This window comes from Kitasatospora sp. NPDC096147 (assembly GCF_044763225.1).
In the GTDB taxonomy this organism is placed as follows: domain Bacteria; phylum Actinomycetota; class Actinomycetes; order Streptomycetales; family Streptomycetaceae; genus Kitasatospora.
In genome coordinates, this window is record NZ_JBIWFX010000006.1 from 70,145 (window position 1) to 95,717 (window position 25,573).

At 70.1% G+C, this 25,573-nt stretch carries 20 protein-coding genes; 11 read left to right on the forward strand and 9 right to left on the reverse strand.

Translation table 11 applies throughout. From position 1 onward, the window contains the following. Positions 1–488 precede the first annotated feature (488 nt). From ACIRBX_RS20590 to ACIRBX_RS20635, 10 genes are all read left to right on the forward strand, one after another. The gene (locus ACIRBX_RS20590) at positions 489–2,114 is read left to right on the forward strand and encodes an ABC transporter substrate-binding protein (protein ID WP_402298488.1); all 1,626 of its coding nucleotides are present in this window, start codon (positions 489–491) and stop codon (positions 2,112–2,114) included. 144 nt (positions 2,115–2,258) lie between these two features. Then, entirely contained in the window at positions 2,259–3,185 is a 927-nt protein-coding gene (locus ACIRBX_RS20595) for an ABC transporter permease (protein ID WP_402298489.1), read from the forward strand. Further along, entirely contained in the window at positions 3,178–4,122 is a 945-nt protein-coding gene (locus tag ACIRBX_RS20600) for an ABC transporter permease (protein ID WP_402298490.1), read from the forward strand. Before ACIRBX_RS20595 ends, ACIRBX_RS20600 begins: the two co-directional genes overlap by 8 nt. A gap of 11 nt (positions 4,123–4,133) precedes the next feature. Continuing rightward, entirely contained in the window at positions 4,134–5,183 is a 1,050-nt protein-coding gene (locus ACIRBX_RS20605; RefSeq protein ID WP_402298491.1) for an ABC transporter ATP-binding protein, read from the forward strand. Continuing rightward, entirely contained in the window at positions 5,176–6,189 is a 1,014-nt protein-coding gene (locus ACIRBX_RS20610; protein ID WP_402298492.1) for an ABC transporter ATP-binding protein, read from the forward strand. The genes ACIRBX_RS20605 and ACIRBX_RS20610 overlap by 8 nt, the downstream gene beginning before the upstream one ends. Positions 6,190–6,338: 149 nt before the next feature. Further along, positions 6,339–7,958 (forward strand): ABC transporter substrate-binding protein, encoded by a 1,620-nt coding sequence (locus ACIRBX_RS20615; protein WP_402298493.1) that lies wholly within the window; start codon positions 6,339–6,341, stop codon positions 7,956–7,958. A 79-nt stretch (positions 7,959–8,037) separates the two neighbouring features. Further along, a complete protein-coding gene (locus ACIRBX_RS20620) occupies positions 8,038–8,964 on the forward strand; it encodes an ABC transporter permease (protein ID WP_402298494.1) in 927 nt (308 codons plus the stop codon). Continuing rightward, positions 8,957–9,964: an ABC transporter permease gene (locus ACIRBX_RS20625; protein ID WP_402298495.1), complete on the forward strand. Its 1,008-nt coding sequence runs from the start codon at positions 8,957–8,959 to the stop codon at positions 9,962–9,964. The genes ACIRBX_RS20620 and ACIRBX_RS20625 overlap by 8 nt, the downstream gene beginning before the upstream one ends. Positions 9,965–9,980: 16 nt before the next feature. After that, the gene (locus tag ACIRBX_RS20630) at positions 9,981–11,036 is read left to right on the forward strand and encodes an ABC transporter ATP-binding protein (RefSeq protein ID WP_402298496.1); all 1,056 of its coding nucleotides are present in this window, start codon (positions 9,981–9,983) and stop codon (positions 11,034–11,036) included. Then, a complete protein-coding gene (locus tag ACIRBX_RS20635; protein ID WP_402298497.1) occupies positions 11,023–12,114 on the forward strand; it encodes an ABC transporter ATP-binding protein in 1,092 nt (363 codons plus the stop codon). Before ACIRBX_RS20630 ends, ACIRBX_RS20635 begins: the two co-directional genes overlap by 14 nt. A gap of 57 nt (positions 12,115–12,171) precedes the next feature. Here ACIRBX_RS20635 and ACIRBX_RS20640 read toward each other — a convergent pair whose 3' ends face one another. The 9 genes from ACIRBX_RS20640 to ACIRBX_RS20680 form a co-directional block, all read right to left on the reverse strand. Next, the gene (locus ACIRBX_RS20640; RefSeq protein WP_402298498.1) at positions 12,172–13,245 is read right to left on the reverse strand and encodes an ABC transporter ATP-binding protein; all 1,074 of its coding nucleotides are present in this window, start codon (positions 13,243–13,245) and stop codon (positions 12,172–12,174) included. Between the two features lie 17 nt (positions 13,246–13,262). Continuing rightward, positions 13,263–14,330, reverse strand: a complete 1,068-nt coding sequence (locus ACIRBX_RS20645) for an ABC transporter ATP-binding protein (protein WP_402298499.1) — start codon at positions 14,328–14,330, stop codon at positions 13,263–13,265. Between the two features lie 49 nt (positions 14,331–14,379). Then, positions 14,380–15,360: an ABC transporter permease gene (locus ACIRBX_RS20650; protein WP_402298500.1), complete on the reverse strand. Its 981-nt coding sequence runs from the start codon at positions 15,358–15,360 to the stop codon at positions 14,380–14,382. A gap of 171 nt (positions 15,361–15,531) precedes the next feature. Then, on the reverse strand, positions 15,532–17,307 hold the full coding sequence (locus ACIRBX_RS20655; protein ID WP_402298501.1) for an ABC transporter substrate-binding protein: 1,776 nt from the start codon (positions 17,305–17,307) through the stop codon (positions 15,532–15,534). Between the two features lie 104 nt (positions 17,308–17,411). Further along, positions 17,412–18,440, reverse strand: coding sequence for an ABC transporter permease (locus tag ACIRBX_RS20660; RefSeq protein WP_402298502.1), 1,029 nt, complete (start codon positions 18,438–18,440; stop codon positions 17,412–17,414). 548 nt (positions 18,441–18,988) lie between these two features. Next, complete coding sequence (locus ACIRBX_RS20665) at positions 18,989–21,283, reverse strand: peptidoglycan binding domain-containing protein (RefSeq protein ID WP_402298503.1); 2,295 nt, start codon at positions 21,281–21,283, stop codon at positions 18,989–18,991. A 208-nt stretch (positions 21,284–21,491) separates the two neighbouring features. Further along, positions 21,492–21,965 carry a DUF6113 family protein gene (locus tag ACIRBX_RS20670; RefSeq protein WP_402298504.1) on the reverse strand — a complete coding sequence of 158 codons (474 nt, stop codon included), beginning with the start codon at positions 21,963–21,965 and terminating at the stop codon, positions 21,492–21,494. Then, entirely contained in the window at positions 21,962–22,861 is a 900-nt protein-coding gene (gene mshB, locus ACIRBX_RS20675; protein ID WP_402298505.1) for an N-acetyl-1-D-myo-inositol-2-amino-2-deoxy-alpha-D-glucopyranoside deacetylase, read from the reverse strand. The genes ACIRBX_RS20670 and mshB overlap by 4 nt, the downstream gene beginning before the upstream one ends. A 28-nt stretch (positions 22,862–22,889) precedes the next feature. Further along, complete coding sequence (locus ACIRBX_RS20680) at positions 22,890–23,084, reverse strand: DUF2304 domain-containing protein (RefSeq protein WP_345282187.1); 195 nt, start codon at positions 23,082–23,084, stop codon at positions 22,890–22,892. 242 nt (positions 23,085–23,326) lie between these two features. Between ACIRBX_RS20680 and ACIRBX_RS20685 the strand changes: the two genes are divergently transcribed. Beyond that, entirely contained in the window at positions 23,327–25,453 is a 2,127-nt protein-coding gene (locus tag ACIRBX_RS20685) for a prolyl oligopeptidase family serine peptidase (protein ID WP_402298506.1), read from the forward strand. Positions 25,454–25,573 lie beyond the last annotated feature (120 nt).

The window sequence follows — 25,573 nt, forward strand, 5'->3', positions numbered from 1 at the left end:
CCCCGTGCGCCCGCCCCCCCCCCCATGGTGGTCCTGGCCCCGACGGCGGGGGGCCCCCCGCCCGCGCCCCCCAAACCCCCCCCCCCCCGGGGCCCCCCCCCCCGCGGGGGGGGCCCCCGGGGCCCCCGCCCGGCTCGTTTTTGTGACGGTGTGTGGTCAACACGCGTAGCGGCGGAGGGGGGTGCTGTTCGTTAATCGGACGTGACGAACCGTCATTCATGGCAACTGTCCGTTTAGTACCTGTCTGAGTATGTCTGGAATGTCCGTTTACCGAGATTTCATGTGACCAAATTGAGATCGGTAATGGCGTAGTTCGTATCCCTGCGTGACGGATAGTGGAGCCAGTCGAGCTCGGGTCCAGGGTTTCGCGCAGGGGTGCGCGCCGAAGCCTGAGCGAGGAAAAGCACCGCCTGACGAACGGCGACGGAGCCGGGTCAGCCACCTGCGGTGCGCTCCACCTACGCAACACGGATTCAGGAGGCACACCCATGCGCGGTGCCAGCCAGGCCAAGTGGGTCGTCGCAGCCGTCGCGGTCGCCCTCGCGGCCACCGCCTGCGGTAGCGGTTCTTCGTCCAGCGAGAGCGGTGCGGCCAACGCGGCCGGCACGTTCTCCTACCAGGGCGCCGAGCCGCAGAACCCGCTCCAGCCTGCCAACGCCATGGAGGTCGGTGGCGGTCGGATCATCAAGACCCTGTTCAAGGGCCTGGTGGACTACGACCCCGCCAACGGCGCGCTGCGCAACCAGGTGGCCGAGAAGATCGAGACCACCGACGCGCAGAACTACACCGTCACCCTGAAGTCGGGCTGGACCTTCCACGACGGCACCCCGGTGACCTCGGCCTCCTTCGTGGACGCCTGGAACTGGGCGGCCAACACCAAGAACGGCCAGATCAACTCGGACTGGTTCTCCGACATCGAGGGCTTCGAGGCCGTCCACCCGGAGAAGGGTGACCCGACCGCCGACAAGATGACCGGTCTGACCGTCGTCGACGACACCCACTTCACCATCAAGCTGACCGGCCCGGTCTCGTACTTCCAGTACAAGCTCGGCTACACCGCCTTCTCGCCGCTGCCGAAGGCGTTCTACGCCGACCCGGCCAAGTACGGCCAGAACCCGGTCGGCAACGGCCCCTACAAGTTCGTCTCGTGGGAGCACAACAAGGCCGTCACGGTCGCCGCCTTCGACAAGTACGCGGGCGTCGACAAGCCGAAGAACGGCGGCGTGGTCTTCAAGGCGTACTCGCAGTCCGAGGCCGCGTACAAGGACCTGGTCTCCGACAACCTGGACGTGCTGGACCAGGTCTCCCCGTCCGACCTGGCCTCCTACAAGAGCGACCTGGGCGACCGGGCCGTCGACCAGGCCCAGGGCTCCATCCAGAACATCTCGTTCGCGATGTACCAGGACGGCTGGAAGGGCGTCGACAAGGCCAAGGTCCGCCAGGGCCTGTCCATGGCGATCGACCGCGACACCATCACCAAGACCGTGCTGAGCGGCTCCCGCCAGCCGGCCGACAGCTGGGTCGCCCCGGGCGTCATGGGCTACAAGGCCGGCGCCTGCGGCGAGGCCTGCACCTACAACCCGGCCAAGGCCAAGCAGCTGGTGACCGAGGGCGGCGGCGTCCCGGACAACAAGCTGACCATCGTCTACAACTCCGACGGCGGCCACAAGGAGTGGGTGGACGCGGTCTGCAACTCCATCCGCCAGGCCACCGGCGTGGAGTGCGTCGGCGACCCGAAGCCGGACATGAAGACGGCCCGCGACATCATCAAGAAGAAGCAGGTCCAGAGCCTGATGCGGACCGGCTGGCAGCAGGACTACCCGCTGAACGCCAACTTCCTGCGGGACGTCTACGGCACCGGTGCCGCCGCGAACGACGCCGGCTACTCGTCGGCCGAGTTCGACAAGTACGCCGCCGAGGCGGACAAGGCGACCTCGGTCGAGAAGACCGCGGAGCTGTACCAGAAGGCCGAGGCCGAGCTGGCCAAGGACATGCCGGCCATCCCGCTCTGGTACTACAAGACGACCGCCGGTTACTCGAAGAACGTCCAGAACGTGAAGTACGACTCCTTCGGCGACCCGGTCTTCACCCAGGTCGAGGTCAAGCAGAAGTAACCAGGCCCGTCACCACACTGGCCTGACGCGACGACGGCCGGTGTCCCGCCGCCCCACGAGGGCGGCCCGGCACCGGCCGTCGCCACGCCGAGACACCTCTGGATCGGGACGACGCCCCGTCAGAGAGCAGCAATTGGAGGCACGATGGGGCGCTTTGTCGCGAGGCGACTGCTCCAAATGATCCCGGTCTTCGTGGGCACGGTCACCCTGATCTTCTGCATGGTGCACCTGCTCCCCGGTGACCCGGTCGCCGCGATGTGGGGCGACAAGGCGCCGGACCCGGCGCAGCTCGCCGCGTTCAAGCACGAGCGCGGCCTCGACCAGCCGCTGGTGAAGCAGTACCTCGACTACATGGGGAACCTGTTCACCGGTGACTTCGGCAAGGCGATGGACGGCCGGCCGGTGATCGACAAGATCTCCGCCGCCATGCCGGTCACCATCCGGCTCGCCCTGCTGGCCTTCGCCATCGAGCTGGTGGTCGGCGTGACGATCGGTCTGTTCGCCGGCCTCAAGCGCGGCAAGGCCTTCGACAAGGGCTCGCTGGTCTTCACCCTGCTGCTGATCTCCATCCCGGTCCCGGTGCTCGGCTTCATCGTGCAGAACACCTTCGCCATCCAGCTCGGCTGGACCACCCCGACCGTCCAGAACTCCATGAACCTGGGCGAGTTGGTGCTCCCCGCGGTCGTGCTGGGCTCGCTCTCGCTGGCCTACGTGGCCCGGCTCAGCCGGACCTCGATCGTCGAGAACATCAAGGCCGACTACATGCGCACGGCGGTGGCCAAGGGCCTGCCGAAGCGCCGGGTGATCGGCGTCCACCTGCTGCGCAACTCGATGATCCCGGTGGTCACCTTCCTGGGCACCGACCTGGGCGCCCTGATGGGCGGCGCGATCGTCACCGAGGGCATCTTCAACGTCAAGGGCGTCGGCAACGAGCTGTACCACGCGATCGGCCTCAAGGAGGGCGCGACCGTCTCCGGCTTCGTCGTCGTCCTGGTCCTCGTGTACCTCGCCGCCAGCCTGATCGTCGACCTGCTCTACGCGGTCCTGGACCCGAGGATCCGGTATGCCTGACCTGATCGAGAAGAAGAAGTCCGCCGCCGTCCCGGCCCAGCAGGGCGGCCCGGCCGCCGCGCCGAAGCCGGAGAAGGCCCGCAGCCTCGGCTCGGACGCCTGGCACGACCTGCGCAAGCGCCCGATCTTCGTGATCTCGGCGGTGCTGATCCTGGTCCTGGTGGTCATGGCCATCGCCCCGAGCCTGTTCACCTCGGTCGACCCGCGCGCCGGCGACCTGCGCACCCACTACCTGAGCAAGCCCAACTACGGGCACCTGTTCCAGGCCGACTGGTTCGGCTACGACGGCCAGGGCCGCTCGATCTACGCCCGCGTGGTGTACGGCGCCCGCGCCTCGATCGTGGTCGGCATCTGCGTCACGGCCGGTGTCACCCTGCTCGGCGGCCTGGCCGGCATGCTGGCCGGTTACTTCGGCGGCTGGGTGGACACCGTGGTGTCCCGCCTGACCGACATCTTCTTCGGCATCCCGCTGCTGCTCGGCGCGCTGGTCATCCTGAACGCCTTCTCGGTGCGCACCGTCTGGAGCGTGGTCTTCGCGCTGGTCGCCCTCGGCTGGACCCAGATGACCCGCGTGATGCGCGGCGCCGTGATCACGGTGAAGCAGGCCGACTACGTCACCGCCGCCAAGGCACTCGGCGCGGGCACCGGCCGGATCATGCTCAAGCACATCCTGCCGAACGCGATCGCCCCGGTGATCGTGGTCGCCACCATCGCGCTGGGCGGCTACATCGCCACCGAGGCGACGCTGAGCTTCCTCGGCATCGGGCTCCAGGACCCGACCATCTCCTGGGGCATCGACATCGACTCGGCCCGGAAGGTGCTCCGCACCGCTCCGTTCGCGCTGTTCTTCCCGGCCGGGATGCTCAGCCTCACGGTGCTGGCCTTCATCATGATGGGCGACGCGGTCCGCGACGCCCTCGACCCGAAGCTGCGCTGAGAGGGGCGAGCATGACCACCGTCATCGAGAAGACGCAGGGCGGGCCCCGGCTCGTCCCGGGCACCCCGCTGCTCGAAGTCAAGGACCTGCACGTCGAGTTCAAGACCAAGGACGGCATCGCCAAGGCCGTCAACGGGGTGAACTACAACGTCGCGGCGGGGGAGACCCTGGCGGTGCTGGGCGAGTCCGGCTCCGGCAAGTCGGTCACCGCGCAGACCATCATGGGCATCCTCGACATGCCGCCGGGCCGGGTCACCTCCGGGGAGATCCTGTACCGCGGCCAGGACATGCTGAAGATGTCCGAGGAGGAGCGCCGGAAGATCCGCGGCAGCAAGATCGCGATGATCTTCCAGGACGCGCTCTCCTCGCTCAACCCCGTGCTCTCGGTGGGCTACCAGCTCGGCGAGATGTTCCGGGTGCACCAGGGCGCCTCCCGCAAGGAGGCCAAGGAGAAGGCCATCGAGCTGATGGACCGGGTGCGCATCCCGGCCGCCCGTCAGCGCGTCGGCGACTACCCGCACCAGTTCTCCGGCGGCATGCGCCAGCGCATCATGATCGCGATGGCGCTGGCCCTGGAGCCGGACCTGATCATCGCGGACGAGCCGACCACCGCGCTGGACGTCACCGTCCAGGCCCAGGTGATGGACCTGCTCGCCGAGCTCCAGGCCGAGTACCACATGGGCCTGATCCTGATCACCCACGACCTCGGCGTGGTCGCCGACGTCGCGGACAAGATCGCGGTGATGTACGCCGGCCGGATCGTCGAGACCGCCCCCGTGCACGAGCTGTACGCCAACCCGGCGCACCCGTACACCGAGGGACTGCTGCGCTCGATCCCGCGCCTGGACCAGAAGGGCCAGGAGCTCTACGCGATCAAGGGCCTGCCGCCCAACCTGCTGAAGGTGCCCGCCGGTTGTGCCTTCAACCCGCGCTGCGACCGGGCCGTCGACCTGTGCCGCACCGAGATCCCCGCGCTGCACCAGGTGCTCGACCGGGACGGCGCCGAGCTCGCCGGCCGCAAGAGCGCCTGCCACCTCTGGAAGGAGACCCTCCATGGCTGAGCCCATCCTGGAGGTCAAGGACCTGGTCAAGCACTACCCGCTGACCGAGGGCGTCCTCTTCAAGAAGCAGGTCGGCGCGGTCAAGGCCGTCGACGGGATCTCCTTCGACCTGATGCGCGGTGAGACGCTGGGCATCGTCGGTGAGTCGGGCTGCGGCAAGTCGACGCTGGCCAAGGTGCTGATGAACCTGGAGCGGGCCACCTCCGGCCAGGTGCTCTACAAGGGCGAGGACATCTCCAAGCTCTCCGGCTCGGCGCTGAAGGCCGTGCGGCGGAACATCCAGATGGTGTTCCAGGACCCGTACACCTCGCTGAACCCGCGCATGACGGTGGGCGACATCATCGGGGAGCCGTACGAGATCCACCCGGAGGTGGCGCCGAAGGGCGACCGCCGCAAGGCCGTTCAGGACCTGCTGGACGTGGTCGGCCTCAACCCGGAGTACATCAACCGGTACCCGCACCAGTTCTCCGGCGGCCAGCGCCAGCGGATCGGCATCGCCCGCGGCCTCGCGCTCAAGCCCGAGGTGATCATCTGCGACGAGCCGGTCTCCGCGCTGGACGTCTCGGTGCAGGCCCAGGTGATCAACCTGCTGGAGCAGCTCCAGAAGGACTTCGAGCTCTCCTACATGTTCATCGCGCACGACCTCTCGATCGTCCGTCACATCTCCGACCGGGTCGGCGTGATGTACCTCGGCAAGATGGTCGAGATCGGCAGCGACGAGGAGATCTACGAGCACGCCACCCACCCGTACACCCAGGCGCTGCTCTCCGCGGTGCCGGTGCCGGACCCGAGTGCCCGTGCGAACCGGGACCGGATCGTGCTCCAGGGCGACATCCCCTCGCCGGCCAACCCGCCGAGCGGCTGCCGCTTCCGCACCCGCTGCTGGAAGGCGGAGGAGCGCTGCTCCACCGAGGTGCCGCTGCTCGCGGTGCCCTCGCTGGACGGCCCGGCCGCGCACGAGTCGGCCTGCCACTTCGCGGCGGAGCGGGTCCCGGCCACGGTCTGACGCCCGCTCACCTGACGGCCCCACAGCTCCGCGCTGTGGGGCCGTCGGCGTTGCGGTGCGCACCCATCCGGCCGTACCACGGTCGCGCCGGGCGGCGGCTGCCCGTCGAATGGAGTGTGATGCGTCACAGATCCCGAGGAGGAAGCTCCATGCCCGCAGCCCCCCGTGTCCGTTGGGCCGTAGTCGGTGCGACATCCGTGGCCTTGGTGGCCACCGGGTGCGGCAGCAGTGGCGGAGGGGGAGGCTCCTCCGACGCCGGCAAGACCTTCAGTTACCAGAGCAGCGAGCCGCAGAACCCGCTCCAGCCGGCCAACGCCAACGAGACCGGCGGCGGCCGCATCATGCAGAACCTCTTCAAGGGCCTGGCGGACTACGACCCGTCCGACGGCAAGCTGCGGATGCAGGTGGCCGACAAGATCGACACCAGTGACTCGCAGACCTTCAACGTCACCCTGAAGACCGGCTGGACCTTCCACGACGGCACCCCGGTCAAGGCGAAGAACTTCGTGGACGCCTGGAACTGGGCGGCCACCACCGCGAACAACCAGATCAACAGCTCCTGGTTCTCCGACATCGAGGGCTACAAGGACGTCCACCCGGCCACCGGCGCGGCGACCAAGACCACCATGTCCGGCCTGTCGGTGGTGGACGACACCCACTTCACCATCAAGCTCAGCGGCAAGGTCTCGTACTTCCCGTACAAGCTGGGCTACGTCGCCTTCTCCCCGCTGCCGGACGGCTTCTTCGCCGACCCGGCGGGCTACGGCCAGAAGCCGGTGGGCAACGGTCCGTACCAGTTCGTGAGCTGGGACCACAACGCGCAGATCACCACCAAGACGTTCCCGAACTACCAGGGCGTCGACAAGCCGAAGAACGGCGGCGTGGTGTTCAAGATGTACACCACCGCCGAGGCCGCCTACGCGGACCTGCAGTCCAACAACCTGGACGTGATGGACCAGGTGCCGCCGTCGGCCCTGGCCAACTACAAGAACGACCTCGGCGACCGGGCCATCGACGCCCCGCAGGGCGCCATCCAGAACATCGGCTTCACCCTCTACCAGGCCGACTGGGCCGGGGCGGACAAGGCCAAGGTCCGCCAGGGCCTGTCGATGGCGATCGACCGGGACACCATCACCAAGACGGTGCTGCAGGGCTCCCGCAAGCCCGCCACCTCCTGGGTGGCCGAGGGCGTCGAGGGCTACAAGGCCGACACCTGCGGCGACTCCTGCAAGTTCGACGCCGCCAAGGCCAAGCAGATGATCACCGAGGGCGGCGGCGTCCCGGGTAACAAGCTGACCATCACCTACAACGCCGACGGCGGCCACAAGGAGTGGGTGGACGCGGTCTGCAACTCCATCCGCCAGTCCACCGGCGTGGAGTGCGTCGGCGACCCAAAGACCGACTTCAAGACCGCCCGCGCGGCCATCACCGGGCACACCATCAACGGCGCCTTCCGCACCGGCTGGGTGCAGGACTACCCGCTGAACGCCAACTTCCTGTCCGACGTCTACCGGACCGGCGCGGCCTCGAACGACTTCGGCTACAGCAGCCCGCAGTTCGACCAGTTGGCGACCCAGGCGGACCAGGCGGCCTCGATCCAGGACTCGGCCTCGGACTACCAGAAGGCCGAGGCGGTGCTCGCCCAGGACATCCCGGCGATCCCGCTCTGGTACTACCGGACCAACTCCGGCTACTCCACCAAGGTGCAGAACGTGAAGTTCGACTCCTTCGGCAACCCGGCCTGGACCCAGGTCGAGGTCAAGGGCTGACACCCGACCCCGCCGGCCCCGCCCTCCGCCGAGGAGGGCGGGGCCCGGGTACCAAGTCACCCCCTCGGAAGGAGGTTCGATGGGCCACTACGTCCTCCGGCGCGTGCTCCAGATGATCCCGGTCTTCTTCGGCGCCACGTTCCTGATCTTCATCATGGTGTACACCCTGCCGGGCGACCCGATCGCGGCGATGTTCGGAGACAAGGCCGCGGACCCGGCGACGGTGGCCAACCTGCGCCACCAGTACCACCTCGACGAGCCCTGGTGGAAGCAGTACTTCATCTACCTGGGCAACGTCTTCCAGCTGGACTTCGGCACCAGCTTCACCGGCCGCCCGGTCTCCGAGATCATGGCCGACGCCTTCCCGGTGACCATCCGGCTGGCCCTGGTCGCGTTCTTCTTCGAGATCGTGATCGGCCTGCCGCTCGGCCTGCTGGCCGGCCTCAAGCGCGGCTCCTTCGCCGACACGGCGGTGCTGGTGCTGACCCTGATCGTCATCTCGATCCCGGTCTTCGTGCTCGGCTACATCGCCCAGACCATCTTCGCCATCGACCTCGGCTGGGTCACCGCGACCGTCCAGGACTCCACGGACATCCTCCAGCTGATCCTGCCCGGCCTGGTGCTGGCCTCGCTCTCGCTGGCCTACGTGGCCCGGCTGACCCGCACCTCGATCGGTGAGAACCTGCGGGCCGACTACATGCGCACCGCCGTCGCCAAGGGCCTGCCCCGACGGACCGTCATCGGCCGCCACCTGCTGCGCAACTCGCTCATCCCGGTGGTCACCTTCCTGGGCACCGACCTGGGCGCCCTGATGGGCGGCGCGATCGTCACCGAGGGCATCTTCAACATCGCGGGTGTCGGCAACATCCTCTACAAGGCGATCCGGACCAAGGAGGGCCCCACCGTGGTCGGCATCGTCACCGTGCTGGTGATCGTGTACCTGGTGGCCAGCCTCCTGGTGGACCTGCTCTACGCCATCCTGGACCCGAGGATCCGCTATGCCTAGCAACGACCTCCCGGACGACCACGACCCGCTGCGGCGCATCCCGCCGACCGACAGCGACCACCTGGACTACGTCGGGCAGCAGGGCCTCGCGGTGGAGCAGGGCACCCTGATCGAGCCCGATCCGGCCAAGCGCGAGGAGGCCCGCAGCCTCTGGGGCGACGCCTGGCGCGACCTGCGGCGGCGGCCGATCTTCCTCATCTCGGCCGTGCTGATCGTGCTGCTGGTGCTGGTGGCGGTCTGGCCGAGCCTGTTCACCGACACCGACCCGCGCCAGGCCGACCTGGCGAAGAACTACCTCCGCAAGCCGGACTGGGCGGACGTGTTCGGAGCCGGCTGGTTCGGCTACGACGGCCAGGGCCGCTCGATCTACGCCCGGGTGATCTACGGTGCCCGCGCCTCGATCATCGTCGGCGTCTTCGTCACGCTGGCGGTCACCCTGCTCGGCGGGCTGACCGGCATGCTGGCGGGCTACTTCGGCGGCTGGGTGGACGCGGTGATCTCCCGGATCATCGACATCTTCTTCGGCATCCCGCTGCTGCTCGGCGCGCTGGTGCTGCTGAACGCCTTCACCACCCGCACCGTCTGGTCGGTGGTGATCGCGCTGGCGGTGCTCGGCTGGACCCAGCTGGCCCGCGTGATGCGCGGCTCGGTGCTCACCGTGAAGCAGGCCGACTACGTGGTGGCCGGCAAGGCGCTCGGGGCCGGCACCCCGAGGCTGATGCTCCGTCACATCCTGCCGAACGCGATCGCCCCGGTGATCGTGGTCGCCACCATCGCGCTGGGCGGCTACATCACCGCCGAGGCGACGCTGAGCTTCCTCGGCATCGGGCTCCAGGACCCGACCATCTCCTGGGGCGTGGACATCTCCTCGGCCCAGCGGGTGATCCGGACCGCCCCGTTCGCGCTGTTCTTCCCGGCCGCCGCGCTCAGCCTCACGGTGCTGGCCTTCATCATGATGGGCGACGCGGTCCGCGACGCCCTCGACCCGAAGCTGCGCTGAGAGAGGGCGTGCCAGGATGACCACCGCTGTCGACACCAACAAGCCCGCCCGGGAGGCCCCGTACCAGGGCCCGCTGCTCGAAGTGCGCGACCTGCACGTCGAGTTCAAGACCCGGGACGGCCTGGTCAAGGCCGTCAACGGGGTGAACTACAGCGTCAGCGCGGGGGAGACCCTGGCGGTGCTGGGCGAGTCGGGATCGGGCAAGTCCGTCACCGCGCAGGCGATCATGGGCATCCTCGACATGCCGCCGGCGCAGATCCCGCAGGGCGAGATCCGCTACCGGGGCGAGGACATGCTCGTCATGGACAAGGAGGCCCGGCGGCGGATCCGCGGCCAGAAGATCGCGATGATCTTCCAGGACGCGCTCTCCTCGCTCAACCCCGTGCTCACCGTCGGGTTCCAGCTCGGTGAGATGTACCGCGCGCACCGGGGGATGTCCCGCAAGGACGCCAAGGCCAAGGCCGTGGAGCTGATGGACCGGGTGCGCATCCCGGCCGCCAAGGACCGGGTGGGCGACTACCCGCACCAGTTCTCCGGCGGCATGCGCCAGCGCATCATGATCGCGATGGCGCTGGCCCTGGAGCCGGACCTGATCATCGCGGACGAGCCGACCACCGCGCTGGACGTCACCGTCCAGGCCCAGGTGATGGACCTGCTCGCCGAGCTCCAGGCCGAGTACCACATGGGCCTGATCCTGATCACCCACGACCTCGGCGTGGTCGCCGACGTCGCGGACAAGATCGCGGTGATGTACGCCGGCCGGATCGTCGAGACCGCCCCCGTGCACGAGCTCTACGCCCGGCCGGCCCACCCGTACACCCGAGGCCTGCTGGACTCGATCCCGCGCCTGGACCAGAAGGGCCAGGAGCTCTACGCGATCAAGGGCCTGCCGCCCAACCTGCTCCGCATCCCGCCGGGCTGCGCCTTCAACCCGCGCTGCCCCAAGGCCCAGGAGGTCTGCCGGCAGGACGTGCCCCCGCTGTACCAGGTGACCGGGCCGGACGGGGCCGAGCTGCCCGGGCGGCGCAGCGCCTGCTTCTTCTGGAAGGAGACCCTCGATGACGCCTCCTAACGGCGCGAGCGCGCTCGGCGCGGCCCTCCCGGAGGAGGTGGCCTTCGAGCAGCGGGTGCCCCGGGGCGAGCCGATCCTCGAAGTGCGGGACCTGGTCAAGCACTTCCCGCTCACCAAGGGCGTGCTCTTCAAGAAGCAGGTCGGCGCGGTCAAGGCGGTCGACGGCGTCTCCTTCGACCTGATGCAGGGTGAGACGCTGGGCATCGTCGGTGAGTCGGGCTGCGGCAAGTCGACGCTGGCCAAGGTGCTGATGAACCTGGAGCCGGCCACCTCGGGCTCGGTCCGGTACAAGGGCGAGGAGATCTCCCGGCTGACCGGCTCGGCGCTGAAGGCGGTGCGGCGGAACATCCAGATGGTGTTCCAGGACCCGTACACCTCGCTGAACCCGCGCATGACGGTGGGCGACATCATCGGGGAGCCGTACGAGATCCACCCGGAGGTGGCGCCGAAGGGCGACCGCCGCAAGGCGGTGCAGGACCTGCTGGACGTGGTCGGGCTGAACCCGGAGTACATCAACCGGTACCCGCACCAGTTCTCCGGCGGCCAGCGCCAGCGGATCGGCATCGCCCGCGGCCTCGCGCTCAAGCCCGAGGTGATCATCTGCGACGAGCCGGTCTCCGCGCTGGACGTCTCGGTGCAGGCCCAGGTGATCAACCTGCTGGAGCAGCTCCAGGGCGAGTTCAACCTCTCCTACATGTTCATCGCGCACGACCTCTCGATCGTCCGTCACATCTCCGACCGGGTCGGCGTGATGTACCTCGGCAAGATGGTCGAGATCGGCACCGATCTGGAGATCTACGACCACGCCACCCACCCGTACACCCAGGCACTGCTCTCCGCCGTGCCGGTGCCGGACCCGGGGGCCCGGGAGACGCGGGACCGGATCGTGCTCACCGGTGACGTCCCGTCACCCGCCAATCCGCCCAGCGGCTGCCGCTTCCGCACCCGGTGCTGGAAGGCCCAGCCCAAGTGCGCGGAGGAGGTCCCGGAGCTCACCGTCCGGGAGTGGCTCCAGGAGCTGGCGGCGCACGACTCGGCCTGTCACTTCGCCGGGGAACGCGAGACCCCCGGAGCATGAGGTAGGGCCCTTCCCCCGGGCGGGGGAAGGGCCCTTCCTGCTGACCGGCTCGTCGGTTCAGAGGGTCTTGGCGTCCCGCTGCTCGGGCACCGGCACCAGCCCGTCCTCCGGGAAGTGGCAGGCCGTCAGGTGTCCGTCGACGTTCCCGGAGAGCTGCACCAGCGGCGGCTCCTCGGTCGCGCACTTGTCCTGCGCCTTCCAGCACCGGGTGCGGAAGCGGCAGCCGCTGGGCGGGTTGATCGGCGACGGGACGTCACCGACCAGCCGGATGCGCTCGCGGACGTCGTCCGGGTCGGCCTCCGGCACGGCGGAGAGCAGCGCGTGGGTGTACGGGTGCCGGGGGCGCTCGTACAGCGACTGGCGGTCCGCGATCTCGACGATCTTGCCCAGGTACATCACCGCGACGCGCTGCGAGAAGTGCCGGACGATCGAGAGGTCGTGCGCGATGAACAGGAAGGCGATGCCGAGGTCCTTCTGCAGCTGCTGCAGCAGGTTGACGACCTGGGCCTGGATCGAGACGTCGAGCGCGGAGACCGGCTCGTCGGCCACGATCAGCTTCGGGTTCAGCGAGAGCGCGCGGGCCACGCCGATGCGCTGGCGCTGGCCGCCGGAGAACTCGTGCGGGAAGCGGTTGTAGTGCTCCGGGTTGAGACCGACGGTCTCCAGCAGCTCCTGCACGCGGCGCTGGACGCCACCGGCCGGCTCGATCCCGTTGATCTCCATCGGCGCGCCGATGATGGAACCGACGGTCTGCCTCGGGTTCAGCGAGGAGTACGGGTCCTGGAAGATCATCTGGATGTCGGACCGGATCGGCGCCAGCTGCCTGCGGTTGGCGTGGGCGATGTCCTGGCCCCGGTACGAGATGCTGCCGCCGGTCGGCTCCAGCAGACGGGTGACCAGCCGGCCGAGGGTCGACTTGCCGCAGCCGGACTCGCCGACCAGGCCGACCGACTCGTTGGCCTGCACGGTCAGGTCGATGCCGTCCACCGCGTGCACGGCGCCCACCCGGCGCTTGACGAGGAAGCCGCCGTGGACCGGGAAGTGCTTCTCCAGGCCCTTGATCTCCAGCAGCGGGGTGCCGGACGGGGCGGCGGTGCCCTCGGGCTTGTCGAGGGTGATCTGGTCGCTCATGTGAATCGCCGTCCCGTTCAGCCGAGCCGCGGCTGGATCTGGTTGATGAAGATGTCCTGCTTCTGCGCCGGGGCGAGGTGGCAGGCGGTGGCGTGGCCGGTGGCGGGCGCGAGCAGCGGGCGCTCACCGGTGCACTTGCCGCCGGTGACCTGCTCCCGGTGGTCGCAGCGCGGGTTGAACGGGCAGCCGCTGGGGAGGTTGATCAGGCTCGGCGGGGTGCCCCGGACCGGGGTCAGCGGCACGTCGAGCGGGCCGCTCAGGCTCGGCATCGAGGACAGCAGGCCCCAGGTGTAGGGGTGCTGAGGGGTCTTCAGCACCTCGCGCACGGTGCCCCGCTCGACCGCCCGGCCGGCGTACATCACCATCACCTTGTGGGCGGTCTGGGCGACCACGCCCAGGTCGTGGGTGATCATGATGATCGCGGTGCCGAACTCCTGCTGGAGGTCCTTCAGCAGGTCCAGGATCTGGGCCTGCACGGTCACGTCGAGCGCGGTGGTCGGCTCGTCGGCGATCAGCAGGTCGGGGTCGCAGACCAGCGACATGGCGATCATCGCGCGCTGGCGCATGCCGCCGGAGAACTGGTGCGGGAAGTCGTCCACCCGGGTGGTCGGCTGCGGGATGCCCACCTTGGTCAGCATCTCGATGGCCCGGTCCCGGGCCTCCTTCTTGCTGGCACCGGTGTGCTTGCGGAAGACCTCGCCGATCTGCCGGCCGATGGTGTAGTACGGCGACAGCGCGGTCAGCGGGTCCTGGAAGATCATCGCCATCTTGTTGCCGCGCAGCGGCTCCAGCTGACGGTTGGTCATCCCGACCAGCTCGTCGTCACCGAGCCGGATCGAGCCCGTGATGGTGGTGACGGCCGGGTTGTGCAGCCCGAGGATCGCCAGGTTGGTGACGGACTTGCCGGAGCCGGACTCGCCGACGATGCCGAGGGTGGTGCCCTTCTCGACCTCGAAGGAGAGGCCGTCCACCGCGTTGACGATGCCGTCCTCGGTCTTGAACCTCACGGCCAGGTCGCGGACCGAGAGGAAGGCTGAGCTGTCGCTCCGGCCGGCGGCGGCCTGGGGCTTGGCCTGGGTGGTCACGGGCGTACTCCTCGTGGGGTCGTGCGGTGCTCGGAGCGGTTCGCGGCGGTCATGCGAGACGGATCCGGGGGTCGATGAGGGCGTACACGGCGTCCACGACGATGTTGAAGAAGATGATCAGCGCGGCGGCCACCATGACCACGGCCATCAGCATCGGCAGGTCGTTCTTGACCACCGAGTTGATCGAGAGCAGCCCGATGCCGTGGATGTTGAAGGTGGTCTCGGTGATGATCGCGCCACCGAGCAGCGAGCCGAGGTCGATGCCGAGGATGGTGATGATCTGGGCCATCGCACCGCGCCAGGCGAAGCGCATGAAGACGGTGCGGCCGGACATGCCCTTGGCCCGGGCGGTCCGCACGTGCTCCTCGGTGAGCTGCTCGATCATCGCCGAGCGGGTCATCCGGGTGTAGTTGGCGGTGAAGATCAGGGCCAGCACCAGCCAGGGCAGCAGCAGCCCCGCGAACCACTCACCGGGGTTGTCGGTGAAGTTGTTGTAGTGCGGCTGCGGGAAGATCGGGTTCTGGTAGACCAGGAAGTACATGGCCACGGTGCCGATGAAGTAGATCTGCATCGAGGAGAAGGTCAGCGAGACGCCGCTGGCGATCTTGTCGACGGCGGTGCCCTGCTTGTGCGCGGCGAGCATGCCCGCGCCCACGCCCAGGATCAGGAAGACGACCACGGCGCCGATGGTCACCGAGATGGTGGCCGGGAAGCGGTCCAGGATGGTGGCGAGCACCGGCTCCTTGTTGGCGAAGGAGTAGCCCAGGCACGGGGCCGAGCAGTCGCCGAAGCTCGCGTAGCTGCGGCCGGCGAAGATCCCGACCAGCCAGTTCCAGTACTGCACCGGGACGGCCTCGTTCATGCCGAGGTTGACCTTGATCTGCTGCAGCGTGGTCGCGTCACAGGTCTTGCCGCAGAAGGTCCGGGCCGGGTCGGCGGGGATCGCGTAGAAGAGGAAGAAGGTGATGGCGCTGATGATCAATAGGATCGCGCCCGCACCTAGTGTCCGGCGCACGAGGAAGCGGAACATGGGAGCGGGATCTCCTGATCGCATGTCACGCCCGGTCCGCACGGGGGTGTTCGGCGGCAGGCGTGGTGGGGCGGGCTGGATTACTGGGCGCCAACCCCGGGGGGTGGCTGCGGTGCCCGCCGCCGCACGGGGCGGCGGCGGGCACCACGGGTACTACGGGTCAGACGGTGATCACTGCTTCACGAACACGTCGTTCGGGGAGATGATCTTGCCCAGCGGGTCGTAGGTCGCGCCACCGATCTTGGAGCCGTGCAGGATGTAGAACTTGTCCTGGATGCCGGGGATCACGGGAGCCTTCTCCATGATCTTCTTGTCCAGGGCGCCCCACGCCTTGTTCTGCTCGTTGAGGTCGGCCAGGTCCATGATCCGGTCGATCTCGGTGTTGATCTCCGGGTCGTTGAAGTTGCCGTAGTTGTTCGAGCCGTCCTGGATCAGGCGGCCGTCGAACAGCTGGGGCAGGACGGTGGAGGCGTTCGGCCAGTCGGCACCCCAGCCGGCCCAGAACAGGTCGAACTCCTTGTCGACCTTGCCCATCTCGTCGTACCAGGTCTTGGTGTCGACCGGCTTGAGGACCAGGTCGAAGCCGGCCTTCTTCAGCGCGTCCTCGATGACGACGGAGACCTTCTGCTGCGTCGGCGTGTTGTTGTACGCGTAGACGATCTTGTAGTTCTCCTTGCCCGCTTCCTTCAGCAGGGCCTTGGACTTCTCCGGGTCACCGGCCGGCTTCTCCTTCTTGCCGAACAGGTCGTAGTCCTGGTAGCCGGCGACCGAGGGGTTCAGCAGGGTGCTGGTGAAGGTGCCGGTGGCCGGACCGCCCTCGGTGGTGCGGATCTGCTGGAGCGGGAACGCGTAGTTCAGCGCCTGACGGACCTTCAGGTCGGTGACGCGCTTGTTGTTGATGATGTAGTAGTCGGCGTAGGGGCTCTCGCCCTTGACCAGACGGTCCTTAAGCGACGCGTCCTCGAGCACCTTCTGCAGGCGGTCACCGGCGACACCGGCGTAGAACGACATCGTGTTGACGTCGTCGCCCTTGTCGGCGGCGAGCAGCTTGTCGGTGGCCGGGATGGCCTGGTAGCCGAACTCGAAGTTCCACTTGTCCGGGTAGGCGTGGCGGATCGGGTCCGTCTTCGCGTCCCAGTTCGGGTTGCGGACGAGGCTCAGCGACTTGTCGGTGACGCGCTCGGCGATCTTGTACGGGCCCGACGAGACCGGGGTCTTGTCGTACTCCTCCTTGGTGTCACCCTTCTGGGAGACGACACCGTAGGTGGTCATGGCCATCGCGTAGTTGAAGTCGGCGTGCGGCTTCGCGAACTTGAAGACGATGGTCTTCTCGTCCGGGGTGGTGACGTTGTCCAGGTGCTTGCCGTCGTACGGGCCCTGGTACGCCTTGCGGTAGTCCTCGTTGGTCAGCCAGCGCTGGACGTAGGTCGCGCCCTGGGTGATGAACGGGGCGAAGGAGCGCTCGATCGAGTGCTTGACGTCAGCCGAGGTGATCGGGTCGCCGGTCTCCCACTTGATGCCGTCCTTCAGCTTGAAGGTCCAGGTCTTGCCGCCGTCGCTCGCGACACCGGTGTCGGTGGCGAGGTCACCGACCAGCTTGACGGTGTTGCCCTCCTGCTTGTAGCCGGTGAGGCCACGGGTGATCAGCAGGGAGAAGTTCGAGCCGACGTTGGAGTACACCTGGGCCGGGTCGAGGTGCTCGTAGTCGTCACGCTCGATGTTCTTGACCGTGCCACCCGGCTTCGCGCCCTCGACCGGCTTGGCCGGGCCCTGCGAGTCGGCGGCGGTGCCGACCACGACGTTCGGGTGCTCGTTCAGCTTCGAGGCCGAGGCCGAGGCCTTGGCGTCGTCCTTCTTGCCGCCACCGCCGCTGGAGCAGGCGCTGAGGGTCAGGGTGCCGACGGCCACGACTGCGGCGGCCGCCCGGAGGGTCTTGCGAGAGATCATGTCGTCCTGCCTGTCGGTGAACCGGCTGGTCAGCACGGCCGCGGCGGCTGCCGAGGTGTGCGGTTGCTCAACTTGAGAGTGTTCAGCGCCGAAGCGACGGTGCGTCAGCGCTTGGTCTTCGGGTCGAGTGCATCCCGGACCGAGTCCCCGAGGAGGTTGAAGGCGAGCACGAAGATCACCAGTGCGGCCCCGGGGAAGATCAGATATGAAATGTCGTCCTGGTAGACCTCGGTGCCGAACGCGATCATCCGGCCCCAGTCCGGGGTCGGCTCGATGATGCCGACGCCGAGGTAGGAGAGCGCGGCTTCCGCGGTCACCAGGGCGGGGAGCGAGAGGGTGGCCTGGATCAGGATCGGCGTCCACAGGTTGGGGAGCAGCTCCTTGAAGATGATCCGGCCCGGGGAGGCGCCGGTCACCCGCGCGGCCTCGACGAACTCGCGCTCCCGGAAGGCGAGTGCGGTGCCGCGCAGCAGGCGGGCCAGGCCGGCCCAGCCGAAGATCACCAGCATGACCACCAGCACCACGGAGCGCGCGAACGGCGGGACGGTCTCGTCCGGCTTGTAGAAGGCCGCGAACAGCACCGGGGTGAAGGCGATGAAGAACAGGGTGGACGGGAAGGCCATCAGGATGTCGATGATCCGGCCGACCAGGTAGTCGAACTTGCCCCCGAGGTAGCCCGCCGCGACACCGATGATCGCGCCGATCACGGTCGAGGCCACGGTGGCGATCAGGGCGATCAGCAGCGAGGTGCGGATGCCGTAGACCAGCTGCATGAAGACGTCGCGGCCGAGCTTCGGCTCGATGCCCAGCCAGTGGTCGGGGCTCATGCCGCCGGCCGACCCGAGCGGGAACGCGTAGTCGTTCATCAGGCTCGGGTCTTCCTGGCCGTACAGGGTGTACGGGTCCTTCCCGTAGATCATCGAGATCAGCGGGGCAGCCAGGGCCACGACGACGAAGAACGCCACGATGAACGCGGACACCACACCGGTGCGGTCGCGCTTGAACCGCCGCCAGCTGATGGTCGCGGGGGACAGGCCCTTGAACGCCTTGGCCGACGTGGCGTCGGTCGGCGCGATGGTGTCGGCCGTCCCGACGGTGTCGGCCTCGGCCGTGGCCTTGGTGGGGTTAGTCATGGTGCTGGAGCTCCCGCCCGGGGTGTAGCGGCTGCAAAAAGGTGATCGCACGGACTCTTGCAAGTCGTTTATCGAACGTCAAGAGTTCCCCAGTTGCTGGCCGTGCATTTCTTGCTTCGTGTTGGAATGTCAACCACTTCGTAGTTCCAGACGCCTTGACACGTGCTCAGCGATACGGTCCAAAGTGGACATACGAGGACAAGTGACGTTCACGCGTCCGTAACCCGAACTTCGCAACCCCGGTATCAGGACAGACCGCCCTGGTGTTCGGGTGGGTGATGCGCGTAGACCGGGTGTCCGATTTGGATGGTGTGCCCGCGAATGTCCAGTGCAATTGCATGTCCGATAATCGGACGCTACCGCTTTGTTGAGGGCTACGGGGAATTTGGGGTCCAACGGCCCAAAACAGCGGGGGCGTTGTCACGCACCGTTGCTGGCAAATTCACGCCACTGGCGAGTTTTCGCCGCACTGCCCGGAGCCGGAAATGCCGCAGGGCCGGTACCGGATGATCCGGTACCGACCCCGCGCGGCCACAAGTGGCGGCGCGTCAGGCGAACTTGAAGGTTCGGTCCTTCGCGGTGGTCTTGTCCAGCACCGAGGCGATGCCGTCCGCGACGTCCTGGACGGTGATGGCCGCCGAGGCGCCGCCCTTCTTGGTCTTCACCTTGTCGAAGGCGCCGTTCAGGGCCTTCTCCAATTCGGCCAGGTCCCAGGTGAGCACGACCTTCCCGGCGGCGTCCGGGGCCAGCGTGAGCGCCTTGGCGGCAGTGGCCTTGCCGAAGGTGAAGGTCTTGCCGCCGGCCGTCACCACCACGTTCCCGGCGGTCACCTGCTTGCCGAGGGTGTCGGCGGCGGCCTGCAGGGCCTCGGCGGACACCTTGGGCTGGGCGGCCGTCACCGGCACGGTGAGCTCCGCGTCGGCCTGCCCGGCGGCCCGGGCCCGGTAGGCCTGCTCGACCTGGGTCAGGGCGGCGGCGGCGTCGACCGTCTGCCCGGCCCGGCCCGGCACCACCTCGGCGCGGCCGTCGGGGGTGAAGCGGACCACGCCCTCCTGGAGGCCCTGGCTGGTCTTGGCGCCGAGGCCCTCCAGCGCGGCCTTCAGCTTGGCCCGGTCCACCTTCACCTCCGGCTGCACCGCCTTGGCGCCGCCGGTGAGTGAGCCGATCACCTCGACCGGGTTGTAGGTGTGGTCGGTGAGCCCGTCCACCGTCGCGGTGGTGTCGAAGCCCAGCCCGGCGGTGACCGGGTCGAGCTCCACCGCCTGGTCGCCGAGCTTGAGCTTGAGCGGCTTCTGGCCGGTCTTGCCCACCGAGGCGTCCAGCGCGGTCACCGCCTGGTCCCGGGAGTTCCCGCCGATGTCGGTGCCGAGCACGGTGGTGCCCCGGGGGATGTCGGCCTGATTGAGCATCAGGCCGGTGCCGTAGGCGGCGGCCCCGGCGAACAGCAGGCCGCCGACGGCGTAGGTGGCCAGCTTCCCGGCCTTGCCGCGCGGGGCGGCGGCCTTGGGCTTGGCGGCGGCCTGGGGCTTCGCGGCCCCGTCGGTGGTCTGGGCGGCCTCGTCCGCGGCCGGCTCGGGCTTGGCGGGGGCGGCAGCGGCCGCGGGGGCGGCCGGGGCGGAGCCGAACGGGTCGGCACCGGCCGGGGCCTGGGCGCCCGGGCGGGCGGCGCCCAGCGGACCGGTCGGGCGGTTCCCCGGGAACGGCTCGGCGGGCTCGTACGGCACGTTGGCGAAGCGGCCCTCGGGACGGGCGGCGGACGGGGCGTCAACTGCCGGGGCCGGTGCGGCGGGCCGGCCGGCGAAGGGATCGGCGGGCGCGCCGAACGGATCCTGCGGGGGGGCCTGCCCACCGGCGAACGGGGCGGCCGGGGGGCGGCCGAACGGGTCGGCCTGGCCGAACGGGTCCGCCGGGGCGGGCGGAGCGGTCGGGCTGCCGGTGGCTATGGCGGCCTCGCCGGCCGCGTAGGCGTCGAAGTCGTCCCGGACCGGGTCGAAGCCGCCGATCCGGGTGTCCTCCGGCTCGCCCTGCGGGGGCCGGCCGCCGAGCGGGGCCGCCGCGTAGGGGTCGTTCGCGTACACGCCGCCGCCGTACGGCGAACCGCCGGCCGGCTGCGCGCCGAACGGGTCGTCAGTCCGCCCGGGCCCGACCGGCGGTACGCCGGGGGCACCCGCGAACGGGTCGGCCGGTGCGAAGGGATCGGCGGGTGCGAACGGGTCGGCCGGCGCGAAGGGATCGGCCGGTGCGAACGGCGAGGCCGGTGCGCCGGACGGGGCGGGGTGCGCGCCGCCGGGTACGACCTGAGGTGCGGCCGGGCGCGCGGCCGGGTGGGGGGCGCCCGACTCGGCGGCCGGAGCGCCCTTCTGCCGGGGCCGGAACCACTCGCCGGTGGAGTCCCCGTCCGCCGGAGCCGCCACGGGCTCCTGGCGCCACTCCGGCGGCAGGTTCGGCGGGGTGCCGGCCGGCGCCGCCGCGTCCACCACGCCGAGCACCGGGGAGGCGGGGGTGGCCGAGCGGTGCCGGGGCCCGGCGGGTGCCTCGGCGACGGGGGCGGCGGCCGGCTCGTTCTTCACCGTGCTGCGCATCACCACCGGCGGGATCGGCCGGGAGCCCGGGATGTTGATCCGGACCCGGGTGGTGAGGGTGGTCTCGGTCTTGGGGACGTCCTCGGCCTCGGCCGCGCCCGGCTGGGCGGCCACGGGCTGACCGGGCGTCACACCGAACGGGTCGGCCGCGCCGAAGCCGCCGGGGATGCCGGTGCCGTAGGGCGGGGTGCCCGACGGGTAGGCGTCCGGCCCGGTGTGCCGGGGCGACGGGTTCGCGCTGTCAGATTCGCGACTGCTCAATGCTGCTCTGCTCCGGGTTCGCGGCCCGCGCGTGTGGGACGTGCGGTCGCGGGTTGTGGGACCTCGGCCCGGCCGAGTGACCCTCCGACACCAGTGGCGCAGGTGGACGTCTGACCGCCTGTCGCGGCACCACCATACTGTGCGGCCCGGGGGACAGGTCGGGCATCTCCGGCAGCGGGGGCGGCCCGGAGGGTGCCCTGACGTGCCGTCACGGGTTCAGCAGGCCGAATCCGCCCCGGGTCGGCAGGGTCGCGCAGACCACTCCGGAGACCGCGCCGAGGAACAGGTAGGTGTAGGAGGTGTAGGAGGCGGCGAGCACGAAGTCGCCCTCCGGGCGCGGGGCCATCAGCACCATCAGCACCAGGAACCAGCCCACCAGCGGCGCCCCGGCCCCCAGCTTGGTGCCGGTCACCCGCAGGCCGCCGTAGAACACCGCGCAGGTCGCGGCCAGCGCCAGCACCAGCCCGGCCGGCGGCCAGAGCGCCTGCACGAAACAGCCGGTCAGCGACACCGCCGCACCGAGCAGCAGCAGCACCGCGTACGCCACCACCCGGGCGCCACGGGCGGGCTGGGACTCCGCCAGCCGCTCGCCGCGGCTGCCGAGCACCCTGGCCGGCAGGCTGCGGGCGGACGGGTCCTTGGCGGTGGCGGTGGCGGTGCTCTCCGCCGGGCTGCTGCTCATCGGTGCGCCTCGGTCTCCAGGCCGGCGAACAGGTCGTGCTCCGGCCGGTCGGGGCCGGGCTCGCCCCGGACCAGTTGGTAGTACTCGGTGGCCACCAGCGGCTGACCGAGGTCGTTGCTGAGGGCGAAGCACTCGCCCTTGACGGTGATCTGGGTGGCGTGCGCCGCCATCGCGGCGGCCTTCGCCCCGGCGTACGCCGCGCCGTCCAGCACGGTGCCGATCAGCCCGGGCTCCACCACCCCGGGGACGTCGGAGGGCTCCGCCACGCCGGGGAAGGCGCCGGCGGCGGCCACGGCGGCCAGCCCGGCCTCGATCACCGGGCGGGGCATCCGGTTCCAGTACACCTTGGCGATCCGCCAGGCCGGGCCCAGCTCCGGGCGCCAGGCCGGATCGGCGGCCAACTCGTGCGCCCGCATGGCGACCTGATGGGCCTTCACGTGGTCGGGGTGCCCGTAACCGCCCTGCTCGTCGTAGGTGACCAGCACCTGCGGCCGGACCTCCCGGACCACCGCGACCAGGTGCCCGGCGGCCTCGTCCAGGTCGGCCTGCCAGAAGCAGTCCGGCCGGTCGTTCTCCGGCAGGCCCATCATCCCGGAGTCCCGGTACCGGCCCGGGCCGCCCAGGAAGCGGTGGTCGGTGACGCCCAGCTCGCGCATGGCGGCGGCCAGTTCGCCGATCCGGTACTCGCCGAGACGGTCGGTCCGGTCGGCGGTCAGCTCCGCCAGCTCCGGCGGGATCACCTCGCCGCCCTCGCCCAGGGTGCAGGTCACCAGCGTCACCCCGGCCCCCTCCGCGGCGTACCGGGCCATGGTGGCGCCGTTCCCAATCGACTCGTCGTCGGGGTGCGCGTGCACCAGCAGCAGCCGGCGCGCGGGCCGGTCGGAGGCAGCGGTCATGCACCGCAGCCTACCGACCGGCCGTCGCTCAGAGCTTCAGGCCGTTGATCATCCCGGCCACGTTGCTGGTGACCTGCTGGATCGACGGGGCGATCGAACTGGAGGCGAGGTAGAAGCCGAGCAGCGCACAGACGATCGCGTGCGCCAGCTTCAGACCGGACCGGCGGATCAGCACCACGACGATGACCAGCATCAGCACGGCTGCGGAGATGGACAGAGCCATCGGGCTCACACCCTTTCTCGGGTGTGCCGCCCCGGGGACAGGACGGCAGGGGACGTGATGACTCAAGGGATACCCGATCGGTGAGCGCCGCATTACGTTCCGTGAGCCCCGGTGTCCGCGCGCGGGCCCCCAAGATCCGCATCGGGGCCGGTGGGAGCGGTCCGCAGGGCCCGTGACGGCAGGTCACGGGCACTGCGCCGGACGGGTGATGACGGTCGTTCGCGGGGCCTAGAGTTCGTGCCATGACCACTGAAACCTTCCCCCGGCAGTACGCGCGCACCCAGCGCTTCACGGTCGGAGCCCCCCGGTCCTTCGCCGTCGCACCGGACGGTTCGAGGGTCGTCTTCCTGCGGGCCCGGGGCGCCGCCGAGCGCGCCAACCTGCTCTGGACCCTCGACCCGGCCACCGGCGAGGAGCGGATCGCCGCCGACCCGGTGGAGCTGCTCGGCGGCGGCGAGGAGCACCTCTCGGCGGCCGAGAAGGCCCGCCGGGAGCGCAGCCGGGAGGGCTCGGCCGGCATCGTCGGTTACGCCCTGGACGGGGCCGGCGCGCTGGCCGCCTTCGCGCTCTCCGGCCGGCTCTTCGCGGTGGACCTGGTCGGCGGCGGGGCGCCGCGCGAGCTGCCCGCCGAGGGCCCGGTGCTGGACCCGCGCCCCTCCCCGGACGGCAGCCTGGTGGCGTACGCGAACACCGCCGGCGAGCTGCGGGTGACCGCCGTGGACGGCAGCGGGGACCGGGCGCTGGCCACCCCCGAGCGGACCGGGGTGACGTGGGGTCAGGCCGAGTTCATCGCCCAGGAGGAGATGGACCGGGACCGCGGCTTCTGGTGGGCCCCGGACGGTGACCGGCTGCTGGCGGCCCGGGCCGACGAGGCCCCGGTGGCCCGCTGGTGGATCGCCGACCCGGCCAACCCGGACAGCGCCCCGGCCGAGGTGGCCTACCCCCGGGCCGGCACCGCCAACGCCGGGGTCGGCCTCTGGCTGCTCGGCCTGGACGGCACCCGCACCGAGGTCGAGTGGGACACCGCCGCCGAGCCCTACCTGGCCCGGGTGCACTGGTCCGAGCCGGCCCTCACCCTGCTGGTGCAGGCCCGGGACCAGCGCAGCCAGCGCTACCTGACGGTCGATCCGGACACCGGCGCGGTCACCGAGGAGCTGGCCGAGCGGGACGCGGTCTGGCTCGACCTGTACGCCGGCTCGCCGTCCCGGACCGCCGACGGCCGGCTGGTCCGGATCTCCGACGAGGGCGGCGTGCGAGCCCTGGTGGTCGGCGACTTGACGTTGTCCGACGCCCGACTGCACGTACGTTCGGTGCTCTCGGTGGGGGAGACCGTCCTCTTCACCGCCTCCGGCGGCGCCGCCGAGGAGGCCCCGGAGCCGGGCTGGATCGGCACCTTCGAGGTGGCCCTCGACGGCTCCGCCCCGACCCGGCTCGGCGAGGCCGGCGTGGTCTCGGCCGTCCGGGGCGGTGACGTCACGGTGCTGCTCCAGGCCGACCCGTCCTGGTACGGCACCCGGGCCGAGGTGCGGCGGGACGGCCGGACGGTGGCCACCGTCGCCTCGTACGCCGAGACCCCGCTGCTCACCGCCGCACCGGAGTTCGTCTTCGCGGGCGAGCGCCGCATCCCGTGCGCGGTCTTCCTGCCGACCGGCTACGACCGCGAGCGGGACGGCCTGCTCCCGGTGCTGATGGACCCGTACGGCGGCCCGCACGGCCAGCGGGTGGCGCGGGTGCAGAACGCGCACCTCACCTCGCAGTGGTTCGCCGACCAGGGCTTCGCGGTGGTCGTGGCGGACGGCCGGGGCACCCCGGGCCGCAGCCCGGAGTGGGAGAAGGCGATCGCCTTCGACTTCGCCGGGGCCACCCTGGAGGACCAGGTGGACGCCGTCCGGGCGCTGGCCGGCGAGTACCCGCTGGACCTCGACCGGGTCGGCATCCGGGGCTGGTCGTACGGCGGCTACCTGGCCGCGCTGGCGGTGCTGCGCCGGCCGGACGTCTTCCACGCGGCCGTCTCCGGCGCCCCGGTGACGGACTGGCGGCTCTACGACACCCACTACACCGAGCGCTACCTCGGCCACCCGGACGAGCACCCCGAGGTGTACGAGGCCAACACCCTGACCGGGGACGCCGCCAAGCTGGAGCGCCCGCTGCTGCTGGTGCACGGCCTGGCCGACGACAACGTGGTGGCCGCGCACACCCTGCGGCTCTCCTCCGCACTGCTGGCGGCGGGCCGCCCGCACAGCGTGCTGCCGCTCTCCGGGGTCACCCACATGACCCCGCAGGAGGAGGTCGCGGAGAACCTGATGCTGTTCCAGGTGGCCTTCCTGCACGAGCGGCTCGGCCTGCGGCAGTCCGTCCGGCGGACGTGACGGACCGTCGGGGGGGGGGGGGGGCCCGGCGGCGGGCCCCCCCCCCCCCCCCCGCCCCCCCCCCCGACCCCCAAGAGTGCGAGGAAGTGCGTGGGGGCGGGCCCGGTGTCCGCGGGGCCG